The sequence below is a fragment of the Streptomyces sp. NPDC002888 genome, assembly GCF_042888465.1.
Classification (GTDB): domain Bacteria; phylum Actinomycetota; class Actinomycetes; order Streptomycetales; family Streptomycetaceae; genus Streptomyces.
Window position 1 is genome coordinate 559,376 of the sequence record NZ_JBIAPU010000001.1, and the last position, 20,754, is coordinate 580,129.

General features: G+C 67.3%; 14 protein-coding genes. 6 read left to right on the forward strand and 8 right to left on the reverse strand.

What is annotated here, in order from left to right; translation table 11 throughout:
• The first annotated feature begins 322 nt into the window (after nt 1–322).
• Entirely contained in the window at nt 323–1,915 is a 1,593-nt protein-coding gene (locus tag ACFYWX_RS02605) for a hypothetical protein (RefSeq protein WP_389422097.1), read from the forward strand.
• 249 nt (nt 1,916–2,164) lie between these two features.
• On the opposite strand, the gene ACFYWX_RS02610 is transcribed toward ACFYWX_RS02605, so the two are convergent.
• A complete protein-coding gene (locus tag ACFYWX_RS02610) occupies nt 2,165–2,899 on the reverse strand; it encodes a hypothetical protein (protein ID WP_061334421.1) in 735 nt (244 codons plus the stop codon).
• Between the two features lie 706 nt (nt 2,900–3,605).
• On the opposite strand from ACFYWX_RS02610, the gene ACFYWX_RS02615 reads away from it, so the two are divergent.
• Nucleotides 3,606–4,490, forward strand: coding sequence for a hypothetical protein (locus tag ACFYWX_RS02615; protein WP_061334395.1), 885 nt, complete (start codon nt 3,606–3,608; stop codon nt 4,488–4,490).
• Between the two features lie 3 nt (nt 4,491–4,493).
• On the opposite strand, the gene ACFYWX_RS02620 is transcribed toward ACFYWX_RS02615, so the two are convergent.
• On the reverse strand, nt 4,494–4,949 hold the full coding sequence (locus tag ACFYWX_RS02620) for an NUDIX domain-containing protein (RefSeq protein ID WP_389422098.1): 456 nt from the start codon (nt 4,947–4,949) through the stop codon (nt 4,494–4,496).
• Nucleotides 4,950–5,297: 348 nt separating this feature from the next.
• Here ACFYWX_RS02620 and ACFYWX_RS02625 point away from each other — a divergent pair, with 348 nt between their 5' ends.
• Nucleotides 5,298–5,792, forward strand: a complete 495-nt coding sequence (locus ACFYWX_RS02625) for an NUDIX domain-containing protein (RefSeq protein WP_389422099.1) — start codon at nt 5,298–5,300, stop codon at nt 5,790–5,792.
• Here the strand turns inward: ACFYWX_RS02625 and ACFYWX_RS02630 are convergent.
• From ACFYWX_RS02630 to ACFYWX_RS02655, 6 genes are all read right to left on the reverse strand, one after another.
• Nucleotides 5,743–6,240 carry an HAD domain-containing protein gene (locus ACFYWX_RS02630; RefSeq protein WP_389422100.1) on the reverse strand — a complete coding sequence of 166 codons (498 nt, stop codon included), beginning with the start codon at nt 6,238–6,240 and terminating at the stop codon, nt 5,743–5,745. The genes ACFYWX_RS02625 and ACFYWX_RS02630 overlap by 50 nt on opposite strands.
• On the reverse strand, nt 6,237–7,490 hold the full coding sequence (locus ACFYWX_RS02635; protein WP_389422101.1) for an IS256 family transposase: 1,254 nt from the start codon (nt 7,488–7,490) through the stop codon (nt 6,237–6,239). Before ACFYWX_RS02635 ends, ACFYWX_RS02630 begins: the two co-directional genes overlap by 4 nt.
• Before the next feature lie 227 nt (nt 7,491–7,717).
• The gene (locus ACFYWX_RS02640) at nt 7,718–8,365 is read right to left on the reverse strand and encodes an HAD family hydrolase (RefSeq protein WP_107446508.1); all 648 of its coding nucleotides are present in this window, start codon (nt 8,363–8,365) and stop codon (nt 7,718–7,720) included.
• Between the two features lie 593 nt (nt 8,366–8,958).
• The gene (locus tag ACFYWX_RS02645) at nt 8,959–9,849 is read right to left on the reverse strand and encodes a DUF5655 domain-containing protein (protein ID WP_389422102.1); all 891 of its coding nucleotides are present in this window, start codon (nt 9,847–9,849) and stop codon (nt 8,959–8,961) included.
• An 832-nt stretch (nt 9,850–10,681) separates the two neighbouring features.
• Nucleotides 10,682–12,787, reverse strand: a complete 2,106-nt coding sequence (locus ACFYWX_RS02650) for an N-6 DNA methylase (RefSeq protein WP_389422103.1) — start codon at nt 12,785–12,787, stop codon at nt 10,682–10,684.
• 136 nt (nt 12,788–12,923) lie between these two features.
• Nucleotides 12,924–14,246: a serine/threonine-protein kinase gene (locus tag ACFYWX_RS02655; RefSeq protein ID WP_107446505.1), complete on the reverse strand. Its 1,323-nt coding sequence runs from the start codon at nt 14,244–14,246 to the stop codon at nt 12,924–12,926.
• Nucleotides 14,247–14,354: 108 nt separating this feature from the next.
• On the opposite strand from ACFYWX_RS02655, the gene ACFYWX_RS02660 reads away from it, so the two are divergent.
• The 3 genes from ACFYWX_RS02660 to ACFYWX_RS02670 are packed head-to-tail and all read left to right on the forward strand — an operon-like array spanning nt 14,355 to nt 20,753.
• Nucleotides 14,355–16,013 (forward strand): PD-(D/E)XK nuclease family protein, encoded by a 1,659-nt coding sequence (locus ACFYWX_RS02660; RefSeq protein WP_159083318.1) that lies wholly within the window; start codon nt 14,355–14,357, stop codon nt 16,011–16,013.
• Nucleotides 16,014–16,024: 11 nt separating this feature from the next.
• Nucleotides 16,025–17,188: a hypothetical protein gene (locus ACFYWX_RS02665; protein WP_389422104.1), complete on the forward strand. Its 1,164-nt coding sequence runs from the start codon at nt 16,025–16,027 to the stop codon at nt 17,186–17,188.
• Entirely contained in the window at nt 17,181–20,753 is a 3,573-nt protein-coding gene (locus tag ACFYWX_RS02670) for a signal recognition particle (protein WP_107446502.1), read from the forward strand. The genes ACFYWX_RS02665 and ACFYWX_RS02670 overlap by 8 nt, the downstream gene beginning before the upstream one ends.
• Nucleotide 20,754 lies beyond the last annotated feature (1 nt).

Below are 20,754 nucleotides of genomic sequence, written 5' to 3' on the forward strand. Positions count from 1 at the left end.
GGACGGCATCGGCACCGTGCTGCGTCCATCGGGTGATCGTCCCCAGCAGCGTCTGGTGGAGTCTGCACGAGATGCAGGAGACGATTCAGACGATCTATCCGCTCGGCCTCGCGAAACTCATCATCGACTACCTCCGAAGCGGCCCGCCCACCACACCGATTGAACTGGCGGGGTAAGCGCTCTGAGTGAGTCGCCGCCGGCCCAGCCAGCAGAACGAGCAGGCATGGTGCCTGACCGTGGTCACAGGGCGGTCATCTTCATCAGTACCAGCGTCTGAAACGGCGCGGATGTTCAGCGAGTGGTAGGTGCAGGTCTCCCCCGCATGGCTACCAGCTGGAAGCGCAGACCGGACGCGAAGCCGAATGCCGCCGAGCCCCGGCGGGCCGCCGCTGCAGTGATCCTCTTGAGCGAGAGGATCATCGGGCGCACGCTGGAGAAGAAGGCGGAGGCGGGCAACGGTGTGTCTGCCTGTTCGGTCGCTCGGAATCCGGGTCAGCCGCATGGCGTCAGCCAAAGCGTCGCGCATTCCTCAATCTTCGCATGGCGGAGAATGGAGTGGTGCAAGATGGAATTGAAGGAGATCACTAATATTCCATCTTATCCCGACGCCTACTGGGCTGCCGGCGATGAAGTATTTCAGCTCATGGATCCGCTAGACAGGAAACGCACGCTGCGTCTGCGTGCCAATCTAAACCATAATCTGCTATTGCATCGCCGCCTCTTCCTGGCGGACACTAGCATCCTTGTTAGTCCATCCATGTTCGCTTTGCTGCACGACGAAGAGCTAGGCCCGGGGTATCAGCAGCTCTTCCGTGACGGCGTGATCGTGACGGCTATGCGGGCCGCAGCCAACAACTATTCGGAAGTTGCCGAATTGATCATAGAGAAGCGTAATTTCGTCGCCGAAATGGAGGAGGACCAAATTCGGGAATCTGCCCGCCTACTGGACAGTCTCAGCCCTGAAATTGTACGCACCGATACTCGCGATGAAATGAGAAGAGTGGGAGATGGGTACGTCCTGCGTCCGGAGTACTGGGTGGAGCTCGGCCTACCCGAGCATGTGGCCGTCGCGATGACCGATAGCGTCAGCAAGAAGATACGGATCAGGAAACTCGATGCTGTGAGGCAGAGCGAGTTTTGGGAGTACGCCCGCGATTACCTGCGTACGCCAGGGGAAGCTAGGTCAGCGCAGCAGATTCGCGCATATATGTCTATTGCCTCACTGGGCACAATGGCGAAAGGGATCGGAATTCCTCCGATTTATCCAGCTGCCTACGGGCGTAACGTTGATCGCATCTACGGCACGCGTACTCCTTGGGAAGACTGCGGTGATGGGAGGATGGCGCTACTTCCGCCATTTGAGCAAAAAGAGCCAAGGTGTCTCGAGAGAGAGCGTGACATTCACGAAATCGCGGCACTGTTGACGGCGGATCAAGTGTCCAAGATTCGAAAAAGGGACGAGTATAGGAAATTTCTCCAGAAGGCGCAACAAGCGGACCAGGAACCAGGATATCCAGCTGCTGAGATTCTTGAGAAGGCGCTTGAAGAATTCCGAGGCTACCTTGAAGTTGGTGCGGGTGAATTCCTAACCGACTGGGAAGGTGGAGGGAATAAAATGCTGCTATGGGAGACTAAGCCGGGGCAGTTCATGCGTCAACTCGGCTCCGGTGCCGTCGGTACTGTTGTAGCTGTTCCTGGAGTGGGCCCTGCGTTGGGTGCGGCCCTAACCCTGTTCGGGTGGCGAAAAATTGAGGAGATGGAAAATCGGAGGGCGGACTTTCGACAAGTCACGAGAGATGAGGTTCGTGACCCAACGGTAATCCCAGAGCTCCGAACTCGCGGGCGCATAGAGTTGAGTCTCTTCGGTGCTATCCCCTATGCGTTCATGGATCCACAAGAGAATGCCAACAGCTGACCATTGTGTGGTGCCGAGGCATAGCAGTGTAGGAGTTGAAGCACCGTCCCACGGCGGTACCCGAGCAGCTGATGAGGACTCCGTCTCTCACCGCAACCTCTCCCCGTGATCGCGATTGCCGAGTGTGCGGCACTCGCGCTGGAGGCATGCTTGTTCTGCCCTTGTTTGCATATCGATGACCAGCCACGACGTCCCGTAGTCCCAGCTCAACTACCAGGGAACAAGTAACCCGCCGGTAGGCTGGCCGTTCTACGTCTCGTTCCATCCCATGTCGCGCCGGGCCTGTTTGACGGCGCGGGCGGTGGGAGAAATGAAGGCGTACAGGAGGTGGAGTGCGCCGTCGCACTGTTCGCCGACGGCAGCGATGTCGCGGTGGCGGCGGCCACGGGTGCCCTTGCCGGAAGGGTCGATGAGGTCGAGTTCGTGGACAACCTCGTGGCGGGCGTCGAAGAAGGGCTGGTGGCTCTCGAGTATCGAGCCCTCCAGGGCTGGATCCTTCTTCAGCCCGAGGGCGTTGCGGCACTTGGCGAGGTCTTCGGCGCCCTGGATGCTGGAGCCCGCGAGGTCGTTGACGTAAAGGTCGATCAAAGCGGAGCGCGGGTCGATGTCGACGACGGCCCTCTTGGTGGCCTCGGTCAGCTCACCCTGGAGGCGGCCATCCCTGAAGTGCTTGATAAATGCGCCGTGCGCCGAGCCGTCCGCGAGCAACAGGGTGTGCAGGGCGTCGCGCAGCAGGGTGCGCAGGCAGGCGTCGATGCCGGCTGCAGTGAATACGATGGCGGCGCGCGCCTGGTCGCGATGCGTCTCGGAGATCGCGCCGCGCATGTCGTCCTGGGCGGCGCGCAGGTCGTTGAGCGTGGTGAACAGACCGGAGACGACTGCATGGGTGGCTACCAAGCGGGACCAGCTTCGCTGGATCTCGAGGCCACCGCCACGGGGCTTGTGGGGCAGGGCGGTGAGTTCCACGCGGGTCAGCTTGGACAACATCTCTCCTCAGTGGTGCTCCCGCGCGGTGCCCAGGCCGGCGTGCTCGGGGAACTACGGCATTCTCGCCTCGAAGTATGCAGTCTGCACTCCCGAAGCTACGGAGACTTCGCCCGAGAACGCGCCGGACGGACAGGATCCGCGACCGGCCGACCATGTGGAACAGCGCAGGCCCGCCCCGTTGAGCGAATCGTTCGACGAGTCCTTGCACCACAGGTGTTGCGCCGAGTATGTCGTTCTGACCGCTTCTGGGCTGAGTGAACTCCTACCGCACACTCACGGCGCCACGGAGAAACATCGGTGACGCTGATGCCAGTGACGAGGATGTCATGCGCAGCTGGATCGCCCGGACCAGTGTTGGGATCACATTTGGCGCGCTGCGTGGCTTGACTGGTGCAGAGAAGTAGCCTCCGCCCTCGGGGTAGCGCAGCAGGAGGACCCGCTGGGCATCGTCAAGGGCGATGACGCGTGCGCCTTCCCGCAGGGGTGAGGTGGTCATGCCGCCCATTGTTGTGGTTCAGGCCCGTTCGACGAGGTGGCTCCGACCGAACGGTGTCCTGGTCTTATGCCTGAGGGTGACGAGTGCTTGGGCTGGGGGTAGTCAGACCGGCCGTATGGCGGATGGCAACGGCCGGCGCCGCCGCACAGACCGAGGCGGCTGCCCATCTCGGGATTCGGCACCTGCGTGCTTGCTACGGTCCCGCATATGACGCTGCCTGTGCCTCGTGCTGTTGATCTACGCCGGGAACCGCTTGACGGGGTGCTGGAGCGTGTGGAGCGGTCGCTGCAGGTATGTCTCGACCGGGAGACAGTGGTGCGCAAGCGCCGGACGGTCGGGGCACGGACGGACCGCAATACATGGGTGCGCATTGAGCGGCGTGGGTTCGACCGGATCGGCACCCAGGGGTGGAACGGCCCCGAATCGGCTGCTGTCCTGAGCGGGGTCGTCATGCCGCGGTGGTACACAGGGCTCGCTTGGCGCGAGCCGGGGAAGCCGGTGATGTGGCGGGCGGATGAGATGGAACTGGTCAATGCCGCGCCGGTCGGGCAAGCCGCTCTCGTGATCGAGGACCCTCGTCTCGCGGATGCGTGGTGGTCCGCGCTGAACGCCTCGCTGGACGCGCTCGCTGCCCAGTCCGCACCCCGCGTCGCCACGCCGGATACCGAAACCATCAGGCAGGAGCTGGTGACAGCTACCCTCGGGGAAGTCTTTCCCGAGGTGACCGACACCACGGTGGAGGAGTGGCTGCCGGCCCACGCCGACCTGACGTGGGCGAACGTCACCGGCCCGGAATTCTGCATGATCGACTGGGAAGACTGGGGCATGGCGCCACGAGGGCTGGACGCGGCAACGCTATGGGGCCACTCCCTCGCTGTCCCGGCCTTGGCGGAACGTGTGTGGAGCGAGCGTCGGCCGGACCTGGCCAGCAGGTCCGGTCGGCTGATGGCACTGTTCATGTGCGCGAAGATCGCAGGGCCACACGCGCGCCCCGAGGATCCACGGCTGGAGCCGGCCAGGAAAGAAGCCGCGCGGCTCATTTCTGAGCTTCACGACTACGGGCGACGGCCCTGCGGCAGCTGCCCGGACTGACCGTCATCCGGCCTCTGGCCAGCCGTCGAGTGAAAGGATCGGGCCGCCGTCCAGGTACCGCTGGACGGCGACCAGGGTGGTGTGTGTAAAGGGTTGGGGCAGGTCGTCCGGCGGCACCCAGGCGATGGTGTCGTGCTTGTGCGGCTCGGCGTTGTGGGGAGTACCGCTCCACTGGTCGGTGTGGAAGACCAGGGCCATGAACATCCCTGGGACCTCCGCCCCCCAGGAGCCGTGGACGACGTGGACCAGGCGTAGGTCCGCCTCGGCGGCCACGACGCCCGTCTCCTCCTTCAGTTCCCGTACCGCGGTCGCGGTGATCGGTTCACGGGGCTCGCCCTTGCCACTGGGGACGTCCCACTCGCCAGGCGCGAAATCCAAGTGCGCGCTCCGCCGCAGGACGAGGAGTCTGCCGCTGTCTGGATCCGTGACGAGAACAGCGGCGATGAGTCGCGTCGTCATCGGTTCGCTCTTCCACCGGGCCAGTGGCTGATTGGACTCAGTCAATCGCCTTTCTCCAAACGATCTCGGGGTGTGGGAGCGATACACCCGGCGCAGGGGATCGGTCAGTCTGCCGCAGAAGCCGTACGGTTCGCCACGGGTTTTTCACCGCACCCGCGCTGGTCGAACTGGTGCACCTTCCCCGGCGCTTGGTGGGGCCGGCAGTTGCGGCACTGGTTCAGCACGCGTACGTCTTGCCCTTGCCACGGTCTGCTTCATGCTCAGTCCGCCAAGCTGGAGATCCTGTCGCCGCAAGGCGGCACTCCGACTCGGCTTCTTGCTGTACCGCGACCAGAAGGAACCCCCGCCATGATCGACGTCGTCAAGCGCAGCGCCCGCGCCATCCTCCTCGATGGTGACGACCTTGTCCTGATCCAGCGCACCAAGCCGGGCCGGGAGCCGTATTGGGTGACGGTCGGCGGTGGTGTGGAAGCCGACGACAGAACCATCGAGGCGGCCCTGCACCGCGAGGTGTACGAGGAACTCGGCGGCACAGTGGGCCGCGCTGAACTCGTCTACCTGATCACCGACGAACTCGACGACGGCATCGGCATCCAGCACATCTTCGCCGCAAACCTGGTGTCGATGGACCTGACCGCGCGGACCGGCACGGAGTTCAGCAAGCCAGAGCGAGGAGGCTACGAAGTGGTCCGGGTGCCGTTCACAGCGGAAGCCGTCGACGAACTTAACCTGATGCCACCACAGTTGGCTGAGTTCGAGCAATTGTCAATTCCTGTGGATCACGGCAGGAGGCTCAAGTGGCCCGCAGCCATTGATCGAGGACTGCGAAGTCTTCACTGGTGAGGCCGCGGGACGACGCGATGTGGTGGAGGAGGGCCGGGGCGGGGTGGTGGGTGGACACCCAGTCCCGATCGGCGTCGGTCATCTCGTCGTCGACCCAGACGAACGGGCGTCCGTCCGCCCATGCCACCAGGGCTCGGGTCTTCCAGTGGAGCCCGAACCACTGGTCCTCGCGTTCATGCGCGTCGGAGGTTACCGGCCAGGTCACGACCGGCAGGGGAGGCAGGCCGAGCCGCGGTGCTATGTCAGTGTTCGCCGCCTCCTCCCAGGTGGTGGCCCAGACCAGCTCGCACGGCAGTGCCGCGAGGCGGGGCCCGACGCACGGGTCGAGCCGCGTCAGGTGCGAATCTGTCGCGGTGCCTGACGGCTCGCGCTGTGGGCCATCGCCGAATGGCAGGAGCGGTCCGTCGACGTCCAGGAACAGCAGCGGGGGTTCCTTGCGCTCACTCATGCCGCAGCCTCCTGCTCACGCTCGACCAGGACGCCGCGTTCGAAGCGGGCGCCGTTGCGGACGAGGGCGACGAGGTGGGGTGCGGTGATCGCGCGCCAGCGGGCCTGGGCGGACTCGGCGAGCTTGAACACCATCGCCAGGGCCGCGGCCGGGCTGCCGGCACCGCGGGTGACCTTGGTCCGCAGCTTTACCGTGCTGAAGGTCGACTCGATCGGATTTGTCGTGCGCAGGTGGACCCAGTGCTCGGCCGGGAAGTCGTAGAACGCCAGGAGTTCATCGACGTCGTCAGTGATCTTCGTGACGGCCTTGGGCCACTTCGCGCCGTAGGTGCGCGCGAAGTCCTTCACCGCTTTCTCGGCGTGATCGCGGTCCTCGGCGTTGTAGATCTCCTGCAGCGCTTTCTTCGCGCCGGGCTGGGCCGATTTAGGCAGGGCGTTGACCACGTTCCGGGTTTTGTGAACCCAGCACCTTTGATGTCTGGCCTGCGGAAACACCTCGGCCAACGCCCGCCACAGCCCCATGGCTCCGTCGCCGACGACGAGCTCGGGATCGCGCATGCCGCGTCGGCGGCAGTCCCGCAGGAGGTCGGCCCAGGACTCGGTCGACTCGCGCAGGCCCTCGGCGAGCGCGATCAGCTCCTTACTGCCGTCGGTGCGCACGCCCATGAGGACCAGGACGCAGGAGCGGGCCTGGCCGAGGCGGACCTTGGGGTGGACGCCGTCGGCCCACACGTACACGTAGTCGGATCCGGACAGGTCCCGGTCCTGGAAGGCGGCGTGGTCGTCGCTCCACTGCTTGGTCAGCCGGGTCACCGTGGCCGGCGAGAGCCCAGCGGCCGAGCCGAGGAACTGCTCCATCGCGGGCACGAAGTCGCCGGAGGACAGGCCGTGCAGGTAGAGCAGGGGCAGGACCTCGCTGATCTTCGGGGACTTCCGGCACCAAGGGGCGAGGATCTTCGACGAGAACCGCTTGCGCTCGCCCGTCTCACCGTCGACCCGCTTGTCGTTCACCCGCGGCGCCTTCACCGCAATCGGCCCGGCGGCGGTGGTCACCGTCCGCTCACGATGGTGGCCGTTACGGACCACCAGACGGCGACCGGCCTTGTCCCGCTCGCCCGTCAACTCGGCTATGTACTGGTTGACTTCGGCTTCCAGGGCCGCGGCGAGCATCCGACGGGCGCCCTCACGGACGATGTCGTCCATCAGGGAGCCGCTCTGGGTGGTGCCGTCCTCGTTGACTACGCTCAGCACGGGCGTGCCTTCCCGACCCGCGCTGCAACGCGGGCCTACTCGATGACCAGAAATCGATCACTCGGGAAGGTACGCCCTCCGCGTTCCGCGAGGCACCTCTCCCGAGTCCGATCCACAGATCTTGAGCATTGCTCGCTGAGTTCATCACCGCCAACGTGGACGCACTCGTCTCCGTGTTCGACACGCCGATCCGCGAGGCTTGAGACGGTCCCGTGTCCCCTGGTCTATCACGTCGTGCCGATGGCAAAGTTGATCGCTGAGGAGACGCCGCTGGCAACGTGGGTGGGCCGGTATGAGTCCTCGGGCCACGGCCTGCCGCCCGACACCCACACGCTTCGAAGACCGAGCCCGTTCGCGCCTCCGATGTCGGCACTCGGCGAATCGCCGATCATCCAGGCGCCGGAGAGGGGAACTCCGACGACTTCCGCCGCCGCGTGGAAGATCTCCGGGTCCGGCTTCCTATGACCAACGCGTTCGGAGATCACCCAGCCCTGTACGAGCCGTTCGAGCCCGGTATTGCGGATTTTCGCTTCTTGCTGCACGGTGCGGCCGTTGGTGACAATCACGCAGGTCCAGCCATCGGTGAGCGCCTTCGTGAGCGCCTCGCGGGTGGTCTTGGCCAAAACGACGCGATCAGCGGCGCCACGATCGAGAAGCGTTCGGATAGCGGTCTCAGGAAGCGCCGTCCCGTAGCGGTCCGCCATGGCCTCTGCGACAGCCGGTTTGGGTGTGTAGCCGCTCGCGTCGAGGGTCATCAGCCATTCGATGTCGGTTTCGGGCAGTGCATGCTCCGCCAGGAGTGCGGTGGCCGCGGCCCGGAAGGCGGCGTCGCGGTCTACCAATGTGTTGTCGAGATCCAGCATCAGCAACGGCATGACCGGCAGTAGACCACGAGCCATAACCTCCGGGCAGGTGGGTTTCCCGGCCGCGATCCGCGTGATCTCAAGATGAACCAACGTAGGCGGTCGCGCCCGGACTGGCCTTCGAACCGGACCGACGTCAGTGCGAGAGCCGGGCATCCACGAGTTGGCGCACGATGAGCACTCCGTCCCGGAGCCACTCGACGAGTTTGGCCGGAGCCTGCCTCCGGGCGCTTGGCCCTGCCCCGAGTACGACCTAGCCGACGCACCGTCGACTGACCCGCATCGGTCGGCGCGGTCAGTGACGGCTTCGGTCCTCTCCGGTCCCCCGATGGCTCAGGGACGGTGCGGACTGGCATTGCAGGCCGCCCGGCACCCGAAGCACCGCTGACGATTGCGGCGAGCTGATGACGGCTCGGGCAGGTGAACGCAGCCTGCTTCGAAGCGGGGCAACATAGCGCGGGATCGCCGGTTGGCCAAACCGGCGATCCCGCGCATCATTGATCGTCCACCGCCACTACCTGCCCCCTACGTCGGAAGGCACGATCGCCACCACATCCACAGCGGCCCAGTCCCGCACCCGATGACGTCACAGACGCGATGGGCGGTTACGCCGCCGCCCAGCTCGCGCGGAAGAGGTCCACAGCCCGCTCCACGTCCCGCTCGGAGCGCAACTGCACCTCCAGATCGCCCGTACCGTGGTGGCCGACCTCCGTCACATCCCGGGTGAAGCCGGGAATGAGGTCGACCTCTTTGGGGTCGGCCTTGAGGTAGACGAGGAGCTTGGTCTTCTGTGGCGGGCAGACGCACGCGAAGTTCCGCAGGCGCTGATACGCCCGGTACTGCTTGCGCTGCACCCGGCTGACGCCGTCCCCGAGGCCGAGCAGCACCTCATCGACCGCCTCAGCCAGCTTGGCCAGCGCCCCGCCCCGCGCGCGGACAGGCGGCAGCCCGGCCGCGCCCCGGCGCGGCTGTCTGAAGGTCGGCGTCCGGCCGGTGACGGAAGCCACGGTCTCAAGGCCGATCAGGTCCTTGCCGAAGAACCGATAGCGGACCAGGTCGATGCTGCGTCTGTGCTCGCGTACGGCGTGCGCGTCGTAGCGGGTGAAGTCGCCGGCGACACAGATCAGCCGGGGTGCGCTCCACAGCACCTGGGACGCGGCCGATACCCCGAGCCGGTCGCGGACCAGGTGCCGGAAGGCGTCCTTGTGCGCCATCAGCCACGCCATGTAATACAAGCCCTGATTGATCACGCCGGCCGCGGTACCGCGCTTGAACTCCACGACCACCGGCGCCCCGTTCTCATCGAGCCCCAGCGAATCGATCCGGCCGCCGTCAGCACAGTCGATGACGTACTCGCTCGCCAGGAACCGTACCCCCAGCATCGTCTCCATGTGCGCCTCGACGAGGCCCTGCACATCCGCCTCGACCTCGGCAAGACGCGGCGCGACCTCCGTCACGCCGCCATTCGTCGTGTGGAACAGCTTCAGGCCCGACACCTTCCCCTCCTCGGCTCAAAGATCGAGAACGCAGGAGAGGGGTAGATCTATTTCCGCGCGGGCGCACCGAACAGGTGAGGAGATCTGAGACGGTGACCACCTGGCCCAGTCGGGAACCCCTGCATCCCATCCGTCCCAGAGGTGCCCTCGTCCCACATACGTCCCACAAAACCCCTGACAGCGTGTCAGTGAGGAAGAAAGTGGCAGGTCAACGCACCTGCCGACGAGATGCGCCAGGCGCCTTCTAAGCACCTGGCGCTTCCAGTTCGGATTTTCCGGCACAAGTCGCTTGCAACGCTCGACGATCATCCGTAAGCCAGCCGACGCGGTCGCCAGCGCGTCGTTAGTACCACTACCCAGCCGTTCCTCAGCTGAATGCCGGCAAGACTCACGACTCGTTCCATCGAACTCGCCGCCCGTCAACGAATTCGCGACGCTGCAGTCGAGAGTGGGGTGCGCCTCCTCGCACAGGGAGCCACCTGGCAGGGCCCGCCGCCTCTCCTAGCCCCCGTGGATGCAGCGAACACGCCAGAAAACGACATCGAACAGGCATGCACATTGGAGTGAAGGCGACGAGCAGACCCGCGCGACGGGCACTCTGCCAAACTGCGCGTACGTCTACCGGCACGAGCGGAGATCGTCGGCGTTTTGCCGATCCCCGCCCCTTGTCGGCGCTCGAATCCCTCGCTCGCCGTCGTGGTCTGCCAGTGCCCCGGATCAAGAACGCCGGACTCGAGCCCTGGCTGGATCAGGCCGATGCCGTGCGGACGTGCCCGCCGGTGAGGCGAGGAACGGCTTCCCGGATCCGTTCTTCACGGCTACTGCGTCCGATTCATTTGTCCAACGCGTCGAGCGCCCCGTCAACCAGGGCGCTGGTCAGGGCCCGAACGGCTTCATGTCCTGCCTCGGCAAGCCGGGACAACGCCGCATCCCACTCGGTAAGACGACGCAGGCTTTCGCTCCGGCGTCGTTGTTCCTCGATTGCCAACACGGGCAGACGCAGCCGTTTCACATCGATGCGGAGGGCTCCGCTTGTTCCGGTGGACGTTCGGGCTGCCTTCGTGGCGTTCTCGGAGCGTGTGAGAGCGCCGGCCGCGAACCACGGGTCGAGGAAGTCCAGATCCACGCGCACGGCGTGCACGCCCGGCCCCAGCCGGGCTCCGATCTGCTCATCCGTCGCGACCCGGGCGACCAAGGTTTGGGCGATTGCTGGGATGAGGATGTCGTGGGCCCGTACCCGGGCCGCCGGGTCGTCGTCGGGGCTGACGGGAACTGAACCGCTGGCGGGTCGGCCGGCGATGACGTCCTGGCTCGTCAGCGCTGGTTCGTGCCGATCAGGGTCGGGGGCATCGCGGTGTGCGGCGCGGGCCGCATGGCGGTGCAGGCTCAGCGCCCCGGTCCGAGAGAGTTCGCCCAGCGTCGCAGTGGGACCGCCAGACGCCGTAGGCGCCTGGGCGGGGGCAAATTCTGGCAACGTATTTCGGAGGGAATTGAGTTGAGCCTTCACGACCGCTGGCATCTTGAGCAGGTCGTCGGGCGGGCACGGAATGGAGTCCGGGTTCGGCACGCGATGCCGGGGGGTGAAGTCAACGTCCTCGTCGAGCAGCTCGGCCAGCGGCACATCCCGGGCGAAGTCTGCATCCGTGGCCAAGGGTCCGTGTCCCTTACGGTAGCGGTCCCACAACGGAGCGATGTGGCGGCGCAGCGCCTCGAGACGGACCTTCGGGCGCACGTTCGCATCCAGAGGCACGTCGTCGCCGTTGACGAACAGCACACCTGTAGGTGGGGTGCTGTCCTCGTAGGGACGTTGGAGAAGCCATACATGCACGCCGTTGCCGCTGCCGACGGTCGCCGTCGGGGGGAGCCCGACGACTGCCTGCAGGGCGCCGCGCCGGACCAATTCGCTGCGGATGCGGCGTCCCGCGGGACGCGCAGCCACTGCGGGCGGCAGGAGCAAGGCGGCCCTCCCGCCGGGCTTCAGCTGAGCCAACACGTGTTGTACCCAGGCAAGTTCGGGTTCGGTACGCGGGGGCAGACCTCCATAGGCCCACCGGGGATCGAAGGCGAGGCGGTCGTGGCCCCAGTCGCGGGGACTGTGGGGAGGACTGCCGACGACGGCATCGACGTGGTCGACGGGGAAGGCGCCCTCAAGGAGCGGATCGCCGACGCGCAGGCACAGTTCGTCGCCGGTGCCCGAAGCGGCCCTGGCCTGCTGCCGCAAGACCAGCAGGCGCAGCAGCGCGATGCGCACGTGTTCGGGACGGGCGTCCAGCCCCAGAAGCTGTGGCGTGCCGCCTGCCGCGTTCACCCTGTCGAAGGCGGCGCGCAAGAATGTGCCGGTGCCGCAGGCGACGTCGAGGACAGAGGCGGCGGGGCCGACGAGATCCAGCATCAGGCTGACGACAGGCACAGGCGTATCGGTGAGGCCGGCCGCGCCTCGGGCTGTCACGTATTGCGCGTGAAGGTGCTCCAGAATTCCAACACGGTCCTCTTGGTCGCTCAACGAGCACGAGACCTCGAGGATCTCTCGGTGCGTTGGTGACCATGCGACCGGGAGGTCCGTCAAGAGCACGTCGGCGTGACGGGGTGAAGTCAGCAGACGCACGGCGTCGGCAAGTTGGCGAGGGGTGGGCACTTCGGCAGGCGCCGTCAGGAGTGTCAGGCCGACCAGGACGAGGGCCTCTGCGGACTGCCCGGCCGTCCCGAGCGCTTCCAGACGCTGCTGGAGTCGGTCGAGCGGGCCGACAGTGCGGAGCTTGCCCTGCTGGTCGAGCCATAGCTCAACCTCGTCCAGGTCGAAGGCGGGGCTCGCGGCTGTGCCGGCGATCGGCCGAGGGAAATCCTGGTGGCGTCGGCGCCAGTTACTCACTGCGGCCCGGCCGACACCTGCGATCCTGGCGATGCCCGTGGCCGTCACGGTGGTCGGTTCTTCTGTCACGCCATGCTCCCTGCGTCCTACCCTGTTTCTGCAGACAGAGCGTGAAGCGTACCTTCGTTCTACCGTGCGTGTATGTTCTTCACGCGTCGATGACGGCACCGCGCTCGGAACCGCGTGCAGTGCATCGAGGCACGGATCAGTTCCACGTTCCGTCCTCCTCGCATCCCTCGATGCCTTCGTCGATCTCGCGCACTTCTGGACTCTCCTCTCCGAATGCGAGGACGGCGTCGGGGCGCACGTCGACGTAAGCGGCGTGCGCCTGCTTCGACAACCCCTGTTCACACAGCAGGCCGGCGTGGTCGATGCCCAAGCGGACCACACCCTTCTCGATGCGACCGAAGTGGCCGACGGCCGATGCCAGGCACTCCTCGATGCGCTGGACGGCGCCTCGCAGATCACCATTGGCCGCCTGTGCGGCAGCGTCGGCGCGAACCTGGGCCAAGTCGTCCCGTCTCAGGTCGGTTCGCCGCGTCCGGCTGCGGGCCAAGGCATCCATCCGGGTACCGGGAGAGCGCCGCGGAGGCGGCGTTGACGGTTGCGGCGGGGGCGGTGGTGAGCACGGGGCACGCCAGAGCAGGGCCGGATCGAAGCGGCCGAGCCGGGGGCCACCCGTTCCCCTGAGGTCGTCCAGATGCGGGTGGCAAGCCCCGTACAGGGCTCGCGCGTCGGGGAAGCGCAGTTCCGGGTCCTTGTGCAGCAGCCGATCGATGATGTGGGCCAGCCATGGTGGGGTTTCGGGGCGCACGTCCCGGGTCTTGCGGGGCGCCTGATCAATGTGGGCGCGCGCCATCGCGTGAGCGGTCGGCGCGTTGAAGAGGAGTTCTCCCGTGACGAGTTCAAATACGAGGCAGCCCGTGGAGTAGAGGTCACTGCGGGGCTCGGCGAGACCGTCGGCGGCCTGCTCAGGGGCCATGTACGCCGCGGTGCCCGGCACCTGGCCGGTGGCCGTCAGTCGCGTCGCGTGGGGGTCGGAGACGGCGACGATGCCGAGGTCCACCACCTTGATGACGCCGCCTGACGCGATCATGACGTTGGTCGGCTTGAGGTCGCGGTGGACGAATTCGGCGTCGTGCAAACAGGACAGCGCGGTGGCGAGTTGAGCCAGGATCGCCGTGATCGTGGAGAAGGACAAGGGGTGATGGTTGGCCGCCAGCTCCGCCAGGGTGGGTCCCTCGATGTACTCCATGACGAGATAGGGCTCGTCGGCGTGGTATCCGAAGTCGTACACCTGGGGGAAGTGCCGGCAGCGGCTGAGCCCGGTGGTCGCCTTGGCCTCACGCTCCAGGCGATCCGCGTAACGCCCCTCTTCTCGTTCGACGTTGTGCGCGTGGAGCTGCTTGACGGCGACCTGCCGGCCAAGGCTCAGGTCGTACGCCAGGCTCACCTCGCCCATCGCGCCGCCACCAAGCCGGCGCACGAGGCGGTACCGCCTGGCGATGATTTCGTTCTGTGAACCCACCTGAGGTCCGTTCTCTGCAATGAATTTGACGAATCATCCGCGCGTGAACCGTAGCAGCATGTAACCTCCGGTGAATGTTGTTCACAGACACGGGTGTGAGGAGTGCGCGTGACTGAGTGGCCGCTGCCCGCAGGAACCACGGGTGACTCGGGCCTGATCAGAGTGTTCACCGGAGGCGCGAAGGAGGGGGACGAGGACTGCCCCACGCTGCGGGCCGTCAAGGCCCGGCCACGCCTTCGCCCCACGCACCGCACCCCCTACAAGCCGGCGGACTACGAACCGTTCGCCCTAGCGGCCGTAATGCGCCGGCTCGACACCGTAGAGTTCGGCCGCCCCCGGGACGATCCGGCCCGAGTGCGCCCCTCGCACCCCGGGCTCGAGCGCTATGCCGAGCATGCCGCAGCCCAGTACCTGGACGCGGTCAAATCCCTCGATCCAAGAGGAGAGTTGCTGCCCGATCCGCAGTACTGGGTCAAGCAGTCGAGGACAGCAGCCGAGGGTCAAGGCACTTCCACCGTGTACGAGTTGAGAGTCTGGGGGCGCTGCTACGCCAGCCGTGACCGTGCAGTGTGTGAGCTGCGCCTGCTCCGGTTCGGATCGGTGCAGCCCGGGCGACGCGGGCCGGCTGAGCGGGATCCGGCGGAGGTCGCGATGGCGGCATACGTCGCTGCCCACGGCGGCCGTGCACCGGAACCCACCCGATGGGGTGACGCGCACGACGTGCACAGCGCCGTCACCCCGCAGCGGGTACGGGTCGTGGAGATCGGCTGCCTGGACGGCTCGGTCCGTCCCCCGCTGTTCGACGGGACACCCCAGGAAGCCGAAGCCGCCTATCACAAGCTCGCCGCGCCCCGCCTGCGCGCCACGGTCGATGCCGTGGACAGGCGCCCGGGCCCCGGATGCGCGACCTGCAAGCTCGCCGCTTCCTGCCCTGACCTGGCGCGCACGCCGGGCATCTTGCAGATCGCGGACGGGGCACGGCCTCGCCGCACCCTGTCCGTCACCGATCTGCGCCGCCATGCGAACTGCCCCGCGCAGGAACATCTGCGGCGCATCCATCTGCCCTACGACAAGGACGTCGAGCACGACCATCACGTGGTGCGCGGGCACGCGGTGCACGCCTGGCTGCAGCATCTGCACGCGCGCACCCCACAACGCCCCTGCACGCCGGACGACGCCCCCGCCGACCGGTCCGACTGGGCGGTCGACGACTGGCACCTGACGGGGGACGATGCCGAACTCGGTGCCCGCCTGATCGCCCGTCATGCCGCCGTGTGCCCGCTGCGCCACGCCGATCCGGATGCCGCGCTGGTCGCGGAAAGGCTCCTCACCTTCCACGACACACAGGCCGATGTCGTGCTCGTGGCCAAGCCGGACCTCCTGTACCGCAGTGGCGGTTCGGTGGTGTGGCGTGAGGTCAAGAGCACCAAGTACCGCACCCCGCGCGGGGGCAAGGACATCCTGGAGCTGTATCCCCAGGCGGCCCTGGCCGTGGTGTTGCTGGCCGACGGTGCGCTCGGCGGTGACGTGCGCCGCTCCCGCGTCGAGGTGGAGATCCTGCGGCCCACCGGACCGGACCTGGAACTTGTCTCCCCCCGTCAGGCCGACCGTGTTGCCACAGCCCGGCAGGTGCTCCACGACCTCGCCGCCCCGTGGCATGCGGACCGCACATCCGCCCCGAACCCGGGAACCCAGTGCGCCCGCTGCGAGGTGTCCCGTTGGTGCCCCGCCGCACCCTCCTCCTCTGCTTCGTCGTCCCTCCAGTGAAACGGACCACCGTGCCCCCCGATGACTCCGCGCTTGTCCCGCACCAGGGTCTGACTCTGCTGCGCACCGTGGCCTCCGCCGTCCTCGATCTGGATGCCCTGTCCGACCTCGGTACCTTCACCCTCCCCTACCCGGACGAGGCACAACGCGCCCTGGACCGAACCGTGCTGGCCTGCCTGCTGCGCGGCGCCGACCCACCCCTGAGCGTCAGCGACCTGCTCGTGTGGTGTCGCCAGCGGCCGGTGACCGAGTGGCCGCTGGACCTCCCCGACGGTCTGGCGGGCTCGGAAGACCGCCTCATCGACGAGGACGCCTGCGTGCCCACGGACCTGTGCTACGAGTGGGCCGTCGACCGGCCCGACTCGGCGACCGAGCAGATCGACCGGGCCCTGATCGGCCTGGCGATGGACCGCTGCCGCAGCGCCAACGCCCCGGCCAGTTACGTGGCCTTCCGGCGCCTGCTCATCGAACATCCCGTGCTCACCCGGGACAAGGCCGCCGAGATCGCGCTGGAGCCGGCCTTCACCCCACTCGACGGACTGCTCCAGCAGATCTACCTGCCGGCCCCCATCGGCTGGGCCCGCGGGGGCCGGTTCACGTCGTGCCGGCGCTGCCACACCCTGCTCGCCCCCATGCGGGAGGGCGGTTGGTGGTGCGAGAACGCGCGCTGCCGGCACCAGGGTGACGCCCCCGTCGGCCCCGCGTACGACGAGCTCGAGGGCGGCGGCGTGCTGCTACTCACCCGGCCTTTGCGCCTGTTCGTCACCTCCCCCGGGGTCGCCGAACTGCGCCTGGAGCGGGCCCTGTTGCGCCTTCGCCTCACCCCTGAGCTGTGGCCGAACTACGACGCATACGACGTGCGGATCCCGCTGCCGGACGGGCGAGTATGGGCCGTCGATGTCAAGGACTGGGCCAACCCCGCGCTTCTCGGCCGCAACGCCGGGCCGCTGCCCAAAGATCCTCCCTACGACGAGGCGTTTCTCCTCGTACCCGACCACCGGATCGCCTTGCGCCGCGACTACGTGTCCGTAGTCCGCCGGTACCTGAGGGCCGAGGTACGCAAGTCGACGACCGTGCTCAGCCACCGGCAGCTCATGGCAAGGATCCGAACCACCCTGGCCGACGGCCCCGGCGGGCCGTTCGCCGACGACCAGGCGGAGGACGCCGATGCGTGACCAAAAGCAGTGGCGCGACGATCTCATCGCGAGCCTTCTTCCGTACTTCGCCGACGATCCCCAGCCGGACCTCGCGGCAGCCCGGTTGTGCGAAGTCGAACTCGGGCTCTGCCTGGTGGAACAGCTGCTGCCCGGGCATCCCGCACAGGCCGGCTGGACCCTCTTCGGCGGATACCCCTTCGCCGCCGCACTCGGACACGCCCAAACGCCCGCACAGCAGCGCATGCTGCGCATCGGCCGCCACCTGCTGTGGCCGCTGCGTCGGCGCCGCATGTGGACCCAGTCCCTCGACACCTATCTGACGCTCCCGCCCGAGCTGCGCGGCTTCCATCTCGCCGGCAAGGACGACACCCCCCGGCGGCGGAGCGTGTCCATCGCCCACCACCGGTGGGCCATCTACGCCCAGGCCCTCGCCGCGGCCCCGCCCTACCAGACCCGGTCGCTGCCACTGGCCGAGCCCGGCGCATGGCGCTTTCTGGAAAGCCGCACCTGGACCTCGGTGGAGCTGCCCAAAGAACTGCCCGCCGAGGAAGCGACGCCCCACGCTCTCGGATCATCGGCCGCCCCGGACGGCAAGCCACTGGAGGCCCCCTGGGAGGAACTCCTCGCAACCGCCACGTGGATGGAGGACCAGCTGCGCGGCCCCGACGACCCCGACGGCGGCGACTGGCGGCACAGACTGGAACGGGTCGAACTGTGCGTCCGCAAGCCCGAGTCGGGCGACTTCGCACCGGAGCACGAGGTGCTGCGGATCGACCGGATGCTGCATCTGCTCGGCATGGTCGGTGCCGGAAAGAGCACCCTGCGGGACATCCTCGCAGTCTGGGCGGCCACCCACGACAAACGCGTCACCTTGGTGGTGGGCGATGTCGCCGAGGCCCTGCACCTCGTGTCCCTGTTCACCGCGCTCGGCCTCAAGGCGGCTCCCGTCCTGGGGGTGACCACACGCGAGCAGCATCTGCAGCGCACCCACCGCCGCCTCGCCGCACAGGACGGCGGCACCTCCCTGCTCACCCACGACGCGCTGAGCCTCGACTACCTCAGCACGGCCTGCCCGCTCGATGCCCTGCGCGGAGTCGAGGCAGCGGAGCCACTCGCCTACCGGGCCGCTCCCTGCACGCAGCTCTTCCCGCCCAAACGGCGGCCAGCTCAACGCCCGCTCACCGCTCTGGCCACTGACGGATCGCAGGACACGCCAGCCCCGAACCTGCGCAAACGCCACGGCTGCCCTCTATGGCACCGATGCCCGCGTCATCACGGTGCCCGCGAGCTCGTCGCCGCGGACATCTGGGTCGCCACCCCCGCTGCCCTGGTCCACAGCGCCGTACCCGCCCACCAAAACGAGGAGCGCATTCGCTTCCTCGAACTCGCCTGCCGGCGCAGCGACTTGATTGTCGTCGACGAGGCCGACCGCGTGCAGATGCAGCTGGACACCATGTTCGCCCCCGCCGCCGTGCTCACTGGGCGCACGCCCAACTCCTGGCTCGACGAGATCCACCAGCACAAGATCGACGAACTGGCGCGCGGCGGACGCATCCAACTGTCCAACTCCACCGTCATGGAGTGGACGGCGGCCCTGCACACCGTCACGGTCGCCGCTGACCGCATTTACCACATGCTGCTGGGCCACCGGAGCCTGCGCGACTGGGTCGAGGCCGACTACTTCAGCTCGTGGACCCTCCAGTTCAAACTCATCTCGGACTGGTTCGGCAAGCCCTCCGACGCCGACACCGATCCGGCCGACACCCCCGACCAGCCCGCCCCCGAATGGGACGAGGACATCGGGCAGGCCGCCGACGGAGACGAGGAGACGCAACCTCCCGAAACCCGTCAGCCGGTCACACCAGACTCCTCAGGCGACGCGCGACGCGACGCCGTCGTGGCGGTCCTTGACGCGTTCCGCGACGACCCGCTCGGCGACCGCGAACCACGCGACCCTCAGGTCGACTCGCTGGTGCGACTTACCCGTCAGCTTCTGCACGCCATCCGCCCCCGCAACGCCCGCCGCCTGGTCGAGCGAGAACTGCTCTCGCTTGCAGGGGACGCCGTGCTGGAAAGCCCCGACAGCGTGAAAGAGCAGGTGCTGCGCTTCGAATTCACCCTCCTGCTGTCCGCCCTGCACACCCGGCTCGACCTGCTGACGGAGCTATGGCCGGGGGTCGAGGCCGCCTTGAACTTCGGGGCATCGAGCAACGTGCTGTCCCGCCGCCCGCCCGAGGACTACCGGCCGTTGGTCCCCGAATCACCCATGGGCAACATCCTCGGCTTTCAGTTCCTGTCCGAGGACGCAAGCCTGGGACAGCTGCGCAGCGGCGAACTGCGCTTCTTTCGCTGCGCCGGAAATGGTCGCGAACTCCTCCTCCAACTGCCGGAGTTGACCATCGCGGACGGTCTTCCCGGACCGAACGTGCTGCTCATGTCGGGCACCAGCTGGGCCGGCCGCTCCACCCGCTACCACGTGCTCACCGAGGTAGGAGCCCTCCTCAAGCCCCCGCCGGCGGAACGCGCCGCCATCAACGAGACCGTATTCACCACCCGCTTCCTGACCGGTCCAGACGGCCGCCCCCTCAAGCTGTCCGGCACCAAACCCCACCTGCGCCCCCTCGTCCTCGAACACATGCTGGACCGGCTGGCCCGTCGCGGCACCGACGGCAAACCCAGCGTGTTCGAACAGGAACTCGCCGCCGTGAACAACGAACGGCGCGAACGGCTCCTCGTACTGACGGGCTCCTACGACGAGGCACGTCGCGCGGCGGACATCCTCAACCGCATCCCCCGGTGGGCCGGAAAGGTGTGCCGCCTGGTCGCCGACGACGCGGACGAGGAGCCCGCGTTCTACTCCAGCCCGGCCATGGGCCCCGACGGCGGCACGGTCGTAGCCCTGCGCCGCGGCGACGTGGCCAATTTCGCCTCAACCGGCATGGAGATCCTGGTGGCTCCCCTGCTCGCAGTCGAACGCGGCCACAACATCCTCGACCGAGGAGTCGCCGCGATCGGCTCGGTGTTCTTCCTGGCCCGCCCCCACCCCCGCCCCGACGACATCGGCCTCGCCGTGCAGGCCGTCAACGACTGGGCGGCACGCCTGCAACGCGACGGCACTTTCGATGAGTTCGTCCGCGCACAACCGAGCCTGGACAAGGCCGGCGCCCAGTTCCGCACCCTTGCCCGCGCACGGTGGCGACACCTGCTCAACCATCCTCTGGCCTGGAGCCGGCTGAACGAGGACGAGAAGATCTCCTTCACCTGGGACCAGTTGGTCGTCATCTGGCAGGTCATCGGCCGTCTCGTGCGCGGCGGCGTCCCCGCCCGCGTCGTCTTCGTCGACGCTCCATTCGCCACCCGGGCCGCCGCAGGCAAGACGGTGCCAGATACCTGGCGGACGAGTCTCCTGCTCGCCATGCGGCACGTCCTGGACCCTTACCTCGCTCCGCCCCCGGCCGACGAGACGACCCCCGGCGCTGTACCGATCACTGCTCTGGACCGGGCCCTCGTCAAAGCCCTGTACGAACCCCTACACACCGCGCTCGCCGGCATCGTCCCTTCCGCCCCGGACCCGACCGACTGAA

What these genes read in the sequence shown, in the direction of transcription:
- ACFYWX_RS02615 (WP_061334395.1), top strand. Translation starts at nt 3,606, where the DNA reads ATGACGCTGCCTGTGCCTCGTGCTGTTGATCTACGCCGGGAACCGCTT.
- ACFYWX_RS02625 (WP_389422099.1), top strand. Translation starts at nt 5,298, where the DNA reads ATGATCGACGTCGTCAAGCGCAGCGCCCGCGCCATCCTCCTCGATGGT.
- ACFYWX_RS02605 (WP_389422097.1), top strand. Translation starts at nt 323, where the DNA reads ATGGCTACCAGCTGGAAGCGCAGACCGGACGCGAAGCCGAATGCCGCC.
- ACFYWX_RS02620 (WP_389422098.1), bottom strand. Translation starts at nt 4,949, where the DNA reads ATGACGACGCGACTCATCGCCGCTGTTCTCGTCACGGATCCAGACAGC.
- ACFYWX_RS02630 (WP_389422100.1), bottom strand. Translation starts at nt 6,240, where the DNA reads ATGAGTGAGCGCAAGGAACCCCCGCTGCTGTTCCTGGACGTCGACGGA.
- ACFYWX_RS02670 (WP_107446502.1), top strand. Translation starts at nt 17,181, where the DNA reads ATGCGTGACCAAAAGCAGTGGCGCGACGATCTCATCGCGAGCCTTCTT.
- ACFYWX_RS02640 (WP_107446508.1), bottom strand. Translation starts at nt 8,365, where the DNA reads ATGCCGTTGCTGATGCTGGATCTCGACAACACATTGGTAGACCGCGAC.